This is a genomic window from Streptomyces sp. NPDC051211 (genome assembly GCF_040689505.1).
In the GTDB taxonomy this organism is placed as follows: Bacteria; Actinomycetota; Actinomycetes; order Streptomycetales; family Streptomycetaceae; genus Streptomyces.
Window position 1 is genome coordinate 1 of sequence record NZ_JBFBAV010000089.1, and the last position, 6845, is coordinate 6845.

A 6845-nucleotide genomic window follows, 5' to 3' on the forward strand; every position below is an offset into this window, starting at 1 on the left:
GGTACCGAAGACCAGCGTCGGCAAGTTCGACAAGAAGGTCATCCGCAAGCAGTACGCGGACGGGGCGCTGGAGGTCACGACGCTGGGTCGAAAGGGGCATTTATGCCCCTTTCGAATTCCGCCTTTCGGCGGAATTCCGCTGGAATTCCCCTTCGGGGAATTCGGGGTGGTTGAGGTTAACCCCCTTCGGGGGTTTTGTTGGGCGGGTTTGAATTGCCTTTCGGCAATTCTTGGTTGGTGGGTTTTGAAAGCCTTTCAGGCTTTTTGGGATTCCCGCGTTGCGGGAATTGATGGGGTGTTGGTTGTGGGGTGGGGCCCGCCTGCCGGCGGGTGGGGTGGGGGGTGGTGTGGGCCCCTTCGGGGCCTGGGGGTGTGGGGGTGCTTCGTTGTGGGGGTGTGGCTAGGGTCTGGGGTTTGGTGTCATGTGTGGTGCTTGGTTGGGGGGTTGGTGGTGGCTGGGTGGGGGGTGTGGGCCCCTGTCGGGGCCTGTGGGGGTGGGAGGGAGTGTGTGTGGGTGTCCGGGGGGTGGGGTGGGGGTGTTCGGGTGCGGGGGTGATGGCGTGTTTCCTGAGGGGGTTTCAGCGCCTTTCAGGGTGCCGTGTCCGGGGTGGACGCCCTCACGGGCGTCCGGATTCACGGGGGTGGGTGCGTGTCTGAATTCCTGGGCGGCCTTACGGCCGAATTCCAGGACTTCGTAATTCACCATACTTCGCCGTTGGTGATCCGTTCCGATATCTCTGATGCGTGTCACGGACGGGCCGTCACACCCTCTGAATCTAATGATACGTCAGAGAATGGATGGAAGAAATACAGGGCACTCGGAAACCGAATGTGAGGACACCCCGGAAAAGAAAAGGAGGCCCTTCCGGGCCTCCCCATACGGCTATCACGTCGTCAAAACACCCCACCACCAACCCACTTCCGGGCGCCGCTACCCACCCAGCCCCCGGCGGGCCCGGAAAGGCTCCGGGGTGCAGGCGGAGCACCCGCACCCCGGAGCCCCCGACTCAGACCATCAGACGGGGCGCGGCCACGTACTCCACACCCCACTCCGGCGCGATCAACTCACCCGTCACCGCATCCGTGCAGTAGGCACTGAAGATCTCCGAAGCGCTGAGCGGCTTCGCGTAGAACTCCACCAGCTTCCAACCCCTCACCTCGGAAGTCTGGTGGGCGAAGTTCGTGCGCACCACCGCGCCACCGCCCACGATGGCGGCGAGGGTGAGAATCAACATCGCCTCAAGGGCGTCGTCCGGGTCCAAGTCGGTCGTATCGCCGTCGTTGTGGAACGGCACGGAAATCGAGAGGGTGTCGCCGTTCGCCGATACTGCGACGACGAGAACGTGACAGCCGTCCCCCACCGCGTTGAAGAAGCCCATCAACAGCGCAGCGGCGCGCTCAACCTCGTACGGGGTCCGGTCGTGCGACGTGATTGCCATGCCGATTCCTCTCGGTCTGCTTCCGGTTCCCTGGTCGGTTGCCACCACCGACCAACGAGATAACTATACCCCACATTCATCATTCTCGGGAGGCTGCATGGATCTTTCCCAGGGGAATTTCCGCACGCGGGAAAGGCCGCGAACGCGCGGCGCCCCACCCCTTGCCGGGGGTGGGGCGCTGCTTCCGCCGATCAGTCCTCGCCGGGCAGGGAGATCGTGATCACGGGCTCCCCTTCGTCGTCAGGCCCGCACGTGGCGAGCAGCCATGCCTGCTCGCTCTCGTGGCTCTCTCCGTCGCGCGGGACGCGGTAGAGCTCGACGGTGCAGGACCTCCCACCGTCCGACCGCCGGATGGCGTAGTGCGTCATCCGGAGCACGTCCCAGAGGCGGCCCGACTCGTCCTGGTAGGTCTGCCGGTTGTCCTCGTCCGTCCAGGCGACGCAGTCGGCCCACGCCGCCGCGGTGAGCGCCACGGGGACCCCGAACCCGGCCTCGCGGGCGATGTCGTCGCCGACGGCGACCATGACCCCGTCGGCGAGGGCGCGGGCTCGGCTGTACCCGTGGATGGCCTCCCCGAAGAGGTCGTCCACGGAAACGGCCGGCTGCTCCGGCTCGGGGGTCCAGCGCGTCGCGTCGGGGCCCAGGTCGTCCGGGTTGGCGGTGCCGTCGATGAGGGTCTTGTCGGTCATGGGCTGCCCTTTCGTGAGCGGTGTTCTCGGCGGCGGCGGGGTGCCACTCCCCGCCGCCCGGAGCGGGGCGCAGCCGGGTGGCTGCGCCCCGAGAGAGGGTCAGGCGTTGGCGGCCGACCGGGTGATGGACGCGCGGCGCACGTGGTGCACCACACAGGCGTCCGGGTCCTCGGCAAACGGGTCCGTGAGGCGGTAGCGGGTGTCGGCACTCCCGAAGTGGTCCGCCCGCCCGCAGTAGAAGCAGTCGCACGGCCGGGCCAGGTAGAGCCCGTGATGCTCAGGGATGCTGCCGTGGTAGAGGACCAGGTCACCGGGCTCGACGAGGTCGAGGGTGCGGAGCAGGGTGTCGGACATGGGTGTCTCCTCACGGCTGTGCGTGGATTCGGTTTGTGATCGGCTGCCACCGCCGACCGACAAGACAACTATACCATGCTCACATCACTTGCGGTGCCCTTTTTAGCCCGCTCACCTGGGTGAATTGCCACCCGCCCGTCTTCCGCCGGCGGCTTGGCCGGCGCCGGCGCTTCTCCCGTGGCCGGCGTGGCTGGAGCATGCCGCGGCCGGCCCGAAGGGTGCGGGAGGGAGTCCGCCACGGGCTGCCCGGTACACCTGCCGACCGGAACACGAGTGCGCCCCCACCGTGCGGCAGGGGCCACGGTGGGGGCGCAGGGTGGGAGGGCGTCTAGCCGGTCGTGACGCTGGCGCGTACGGCCGCGACGGCGGCGGCGCTGTCGGCGGCCAGGTCGGGGGTGTGGGAGTCGTACAGGACGGTGAACTCGACGCCGTCCTCGTCGTAGACGCAGGCGAGCCAACCGGCGTGATCGGTCAGCGGGTAGTCCACCTCGGCCTCGTGCCTGTCCTGGCCGGTGAGCAGGACCTCGCCGCCGTCGGGGGTGGGGACGGCGATCCAGGAGCAGCCGGAGCCCGGGTGGGCGCCCCTGGTGGCTTCGATGCCCGCCTCTGCCAGGACCCGCTGGAGGTACTCTCCGGCGGTGTCTTCCTCGGCGTAGCCGAAGTCGCGGCAGAACGCATAGGCCAAGTCCGCGGCGGTGTCCGGATCGGGGGCGTTGAACTCCTCGGCCCACCGGGTGAAGTCCTCCTCGCCGGTGGCCAGCAGCTCGACCTGGTCGGCGAAGGTGCCCGCGACCACGGCCGCAATGAGCAGCTCCGTGCGGTCGACATCGAGGGTCAGGCCGATGACGGTGTATGTCTGCGTCTCGGTGGCGGTCATGCGATCAGCCGGAAGCTCGCGGCGTCGACCGCCTGGGCGCCGAGGTCTCCGAGGAAGGCGGCGACGACGTAGGCGCCGTTGTCACCTCCCCAGAGGGTCTCGGGGGTCTCGCCGTCCTCCTCGGCGCGCCACGGGAAGGTTTCCAGCACGGCGGCGGCCGCGTTCGCCTTGGCCTCCTCGAAGTCCGCTCCCTCGGCGACGACCGCGAACGAATCGGCGAGATCCCAGACTTCGTACCAGTCTCCGATGATGGTGTATTTCACGGGTTTCCCTTCGTCGAATTCGAGGGCCCCGGAATTCGGTTCCGGGGCCCGGGGTGACCTGCGCTTAGCGGCGCGGCCGGGGGACGTCGCGGTGACGGCTGAAGTAGCGGTCGACGAGCATGAGCGCCTGGTCCTCGGTGAGGCCGCGCAGCTCGCCGCCGCGCGTGGATCCGGTGAAGACGGCCACGCCGCAGACGGGGTTGGGGTTGGCCTGGTAGGCCTGGAGGAACTGGCGCGCGGGGGCGTTGGCGGGGAGGCCGAGCGGGATGGCCAGCTCGTCGGTCCACATGATCAGCTGGGTGGTCAGGTCGGTGGAGCGGACCTGGTCGGCGCCGAGTGCGTCCTGCGGGCAGGTGTCGGCGTCCCAGTCGAGCAGGCTGAATCCGCCGGTGGGCTCGACCCGCAGGGCGTAGCTGTCCTGAAGGAGGGTGGGCATGGGGGTCCCCTTTCCTGGGAGTTGGTTTTCGGTGCGGGTCGGTTGCCACCACCGACCCATGACATAACTATACCAACTACAAGTCACTTTCGGAACGTCGCAGGCCTCTATTTCCCCTGTTCAGCGGCATTCCCGAAGGCCGCCGGCGGAGCCCGCGCATGCGCCGCCGGCTCGTCCTGGGCTCCAGAGCGCCAGCGTCGAAGCGGCCGGCCGCGCGGAGGTGGCCGCGGTGACGATTCCCCGGCCGGGCCGACGGCGCGTCGGCCGCGTCCACAGGCCTGGAGGGAACGCCCGGCTGCCCCCACGGCCGGCGAGATGCCCTTGGGCGCCCGGGCACGACTGCGCCCCGGCGCGGCTGGTGGGCCGTGCCGGGGCGCGAGGAGGTGCGGGGGCTATGCGGTCAACGTCCAGGGGCCGCTCAGTCGCGGCGGGCCCGGCTGGTGGGGGTTGAGGTCGCCGACCACGTCACGGTCGTCCGTGTGGACGGTGAAGACCGTGGCCCAGGACGTGGGGTCGCGCTGGAGAGCCAGCGCCGCGAAAGCGGCGTGTACGGGCGTGTCGGCGTCGATCTCGACGTTCCAGCTGATGCTGTACTCCGGCATGCGCTTCATGCCTTCCTGGGCGCCCTCAGCGCCCGTGTGCGGTCGTGGGAGGTCTAGAGCGTGTCTCTTTGACGGGTTGATCAGTTGATCCGATATGTCTGTCCGATTAGTGATCACTGATGCGATGTGGGACCGGATCGAGCCGCTGATGCCGGCCGATCCAGTCCGGGGACGACGATGGGCCGACCACAGCGCCGGGCCGGGGGAGGGGGCGGGTCAGGCGCTGAGGAGCTGGTTACCGGTGCGCTGCCAGTACCCGGCGGGGGCGCGGTCCGCGCGGCACTCGTAGGTGCCGTAGGCGGTCACCTCGAACTCGTCGTCGCAGACCAGGATGCGGGCGTCCGGGATGAACTCCAGCGTCTTGCTGTCGGCGGGGAAATCCCTGAAGCACTGGAATCGGTGGGGGTGTTCAGGAACCAGTAGACGTCGCCGCGTTCCAGGTCGGTGTACCGCACGCTCACCGTGTCGGCGGGGTGGAGCTTGCACCAGGTGCGCACGCCGAGGGTGGCGCAGATGTCCTTGACCCGGTCGTAGAGGACGTCGAAGGCGTCCGGGGCGACGCCGAGCGCGCGGTCGGTTTCCCCGCTCGGGCCGGTGAAGTGGACGGGGCCCCGGACGTCGAGGCCGTCGAAGCCGTAGCGGGCGGCGAGGTGCTGCGCCACGGTGTTGGGGGCGCCCTGGTCGCCGGGGTGGTAGTGCATGTCCGTCTCGGCGTCGAGCGGGACGGTGGTGTAGGTGCCGGGGCCGGAGAAGAGGCCGGTGAGCTCCCACTCGACGTGGGGGTCTCCGAAGGACCACGCAACGAGGTGGTCGGGGTGGAGCGTGCCGAAGCAGCTGAATTCGTGCGGGTGGGTGAAGTCCAGGGGCATGCGGTTCTCCAGGGTGTGTGGGTTTCCGGTCGTGGTCGACTGCCACCGTCGACCACAAGACAACTATACCTCAGATTCATCATTCTCGGGAGATCTTCGGCCCTGTTTTCGCTGCTCAGAGCCGCCCCCGTTGCCGCTCCCGATACGCAGAACTGGCCTCGCCCGTTACGGGCGAGGCCAGTTGGCTTGGCGGCATTCAGGCCGTGGGCGCGGCCGCGGCAGTCAGCTGGTGAAGGACGTCGAGCGGCCGCTCGGCTCGCGCCAGCCGGGCAAGGCGGGCGCGCTGCTCCCCGATGCCTCGGCAGCCGGCGAGCGGCTGCAGGGTGTCCGGGCGCAGCTGCGTGACGGCCTGGACGTAGGCGCGGCCGCCGAGGGCGACGACCGGCCGCGGGCCGGGCAGGATGCCGAGCTGCGCGGCCTGGACGGCGAGCAGCTCGGCGGTGACGGAGCCGGGCTGGCCCATGCGCAGGTCATACGGGAAGAGCGGCTCGTCGCGGGTGACGAAGCCGTGCTGCGCCGAGAGGACGACGACGTCGCCGGTGGCGCCGGCGAGACGCTCGGCCGCTTGTCAGCACAGGAGGTGATAGCTGCCCCGGTAGAGGTCGCGGGCCGGCAGGGCTGTCCTGGTGGGCGCCTTGATGCCGCTGCACGGTACGACGATGACGGGCCCGAGCGGGCCGGGGGCCGTCGACCGGGGGTCTCGCGTACGTCGAGGGCGGCGCCAGCGCTGCGGCTGCTGTTCACGGGGACGAGGCCTTCGTGTTCGGCCGGCTGCCAGGGGTAGGGGTCGCCGACGTGGCGGCGGGCCCAGGCCATCGCGCGGCCGGTGGAGGAGTCGACGACGTCCCAGCCCGCGGCGGCGTACGCGCGCAGATTGTCGTCCGTGTGGTCGGGCGCCTGGACAGCCCGGAGGTCGATACGGGCGACCGCCTGGGCCACGGCGTCGGCGAGGGTGGTGGCGCAGCGCACGACGGCTTCGCGGGGCACCGGGGCGGTGCGGGGCATCAACTGGTCGACGTGCCACTGCCGGCCGGTGCGGAAGGCCTCCAGGCGCGCGGCGGCGTGGCGGAAGCGGTGGACCGTGCTGTAGGCGCCGGCCCAGTAGACGACACGGCGGCGGGGGCGGGGCAGCTGCTCGGAGGGGACGGGGGCGGTGAGCATGCGGGCACTCCTGGGATCGGGCGCCCGGTGGCGCTTCGGGGCCGGTGCGGCAGGGGGGCGCCGGGCCGCCCAGCTCACCATCGCCGACACCGCCTTCGAGCCCAGCGACTTCCTCTGGACCGTCCTGGACGAAGCCCTGCACCTACTGAGCACGG

General features: G+C 69.8%; 8 protein-coding genes and 2 pseudogenes. 1 reads left to right on the plus strand and 9 read right to left on the minus strand.

Annotated elements, in window-relative coordinates; genetic code table 11:
- Nucleotides 1-1007: 1007 nt before the first annotated feature.
- From AB0447_RS36115 to AB0447_RS36145, 7 genes are all read right to left on the minus strand, one after another.
- Nucleotides 1008-1439 (minus strand): hypothetical protein, encoded by a 432-nt coding sequence (locus AB0447_RS36115; protein WP_366481205.1) that lies wholly within the window; start codon nt 1437-1439, stop codon nt 1008-1010.
- A 191-nt stretch (nt 1440-1630) separates the two neighbouring features.
- On the minus strand, nt 1631-2128 hold the full coding sequence (locus AB0447_RS36120) for a DUF6573 family protein (protein WP_366481206.1): 498 nt from the start codon (nt 2126-2128) through the stop codon (nt 1631-1633).
- A 99-nt stretch (nt 2129-2227) separates the two neighbouring features.
- A complete protein-coding gene (locus tag AB0447_RS36125; RefSeq protein ID WP_366481207.1) occupies nt 2228-2482 on the minus strand; it encodes a hypothetical protein in 255 nt (84 codons plus the stop codon).
- A gap of 328 nt (nt 2483-2810) precedes the next feature.
- Complete coding sequence (locus tag AB0447_RS36130) at nt 2811-3359, minus strand: hypothetical protein (RefSeq protein ID WP_366481208.1); 549 nt, start codon at nt 3357-3359, stop codon at nt 2811-2813.
- Nucleotides 3356-3622 (minus strand): hypothetical protein, encoded by a 267-nt coding sequence (locus AB0447_RS36135; protein ID WP_214943009.1) that lies wholly within the window; start codon nt 3620-3622, stop codon nt 3356-3358. The genes AB0447_RS36130 and AB0447_RS36135 overlap by 4 nt, the downstream gene beginning before the upstream one ends.
- A 64-nt stretch (nt 3623-3686) precedes the next feature.
- Complete coding sequence (locus tag AB0447_RS36140) at nt 3687-4058, minus strand: DUF3846 domain-containing protein (protein WP_366481209.1); 372 nt, start codon at nt 4056-4058, stop codon at nt 3687-3689.
- A gap of 392 nt (nt 4059-4450) precedes the next feature.
- Complete coding sequence (locus AB0447_RS36145; RefSeq protein WP_366481210.1) at nt 4451-4669, minus strand: hypothetical protein; 219 nt, start codon at nt 4667-4669, stop codon at nt 4451-4453.
- Between the two features lie 85 nt (nt 4670-4754).
- On the opposite strand from AB0447_RS36145, the pseudogene AB0447_RS36150 reads away from it, so the two are divergent.
- A pseudogene (locus AB0447_RS36150) lies at nt 4755-4850 on the plus strand (IS5/IS1182 family transposase); the annotation flags it as partial.
- A gap of 112 nt (nt 4851-4962) precedes the next feature.
- Here the strand turns inward: AB0447_RS36150 and AB0447_RS36155 are convergent.
- A complete protein-coding gene (locus AB0447_RS36155; RefSeq protein ID WP_366481211.1) occupies nt 4963-5529 on the minus strand; it encodes a hypothetical protein in 567 nt (188 codons plus the stop codon).
- Nucleotides 5530-5725: 196 nt separating this feature from the next.
- A pseudogene (locus tag AB0447_RS36160) lies at nt 5726-6061 on the minus strand (hypothetical protein); the annotation flags it as partial.
- Between the last annotated feature and the right edge of the window lie 784 nt (nt 6062-6845).

Excerpts from the sequence above, each read along its gene's own strand:
- AB0447_RS36115 (WP_366481205.1), bottom strand. The coding sequence starts at position 1,439 with ATGGCAATCACGTCGCACGACCGGACCCCGTACGAGGTTGAGCGCGCC.
- AB0447_RS36140 (WP_366481209.1), bottom strand. The coding sequence starts at position 4,058 with ATGCCCACCCTCCTTCAGGACAGCTACGCCCTGCGGGTCGAGCCCACC.
- AB0447_RS36155 (WP_366481211.1), bottom strand. The coding sequence starts at position 5,529 with ATGCCCCTGGACTTCACCCACCCGCACGAATTCAGCTGCTTCGGCACG.
- AB0447_RS36130 (WP_366481208.1), bottom strand. The coding sequence starts at position 3,359 with ATGACCGCCACCGAGACGCAGACATACACCGTCATCGGCCTGACCCTC.
- AB0447_RS36125 (WP_366481207.1), bottom strand. The coding sequence starts at position 2,482 with ATGTCCGACACCCTGCTCCGCACCCTCGACCTCGTCGAGCCCGGTGAC.
- AB0447_RS36120 (WP_366481206.1), bottom strand. The coding sequence starts at position 2,128 with ATGACCGACAAGACCCTCATCGACGGCACCGCCAACCCGGACGACCTG.
- AB0447_RS36145 (WP_366481210.1), bottom strand. The coding sequence starts at position 4,669 with ATGAAGCGCATGCCGGAGTACAGCATCAGCTGGAACGTCGAGATCGAC.